Genomic DNA, 431 nt, shown 5'->3' on the forward strand with positions numbered 1-431 from the left:
ATGGGTGGTAAGAGCTACGGTGTTACTGAAGGTAAAGATGCATCTTGGCGTGTAGGCGCTGGCGCTGATCTGACTATCAAATACAACGATAAGTTTGGCGAAGCTCAAGAGCTATCTATCTCTGCTAAAGAAGGCAACGATATCGAAGAGCTAGCAACTTACATCAACGGTCAAAGCCAAGACGTTAAAGCGTCTGTAGGTGAAGGCGGTAAATTACAACTTTTCGCTTCTAGCCAAAAAGTTGAAGGTGATGTGGAGTTTGGTGGCAGCCTTGCAAGTGAGCTAGGTATTGGCGCAGGTAAAGATGTAACCGTAAACGACATCGACGTAACATCAGTTGCGGGTGCAAACGAAGCGGTATCTATCATCGATGGCGCTCTAAAATCTGTAGATAGCCAACGTGCATCTCTTGGTGCTTTCCAAAACCGTTT

The 431-nt window shown here is 45.9% G+C and carries 1 protein-coding gene; it reads left to right on the forward strand.

Annotated elements, in window-relative coordinates:
* On the forward strand, window positions 1-431 hold a 431-nt coding region (locus BCT81_RS28330; protein ID WP_277869855.1), incomplete at both ends, for a flagellin hook IN motif-containing protein.

Origin of the sequence: Vibrio sp. 10N.261.52.A1, assembly GCF_002876325.1 — a bacterium.
Taxonomy (GTDB): Bacteria; Pseudomonadota; Gammaproteobacteria; order Enterobacterales; family Vibrionaceae; genus Vibrio; species Vibrio chagasii.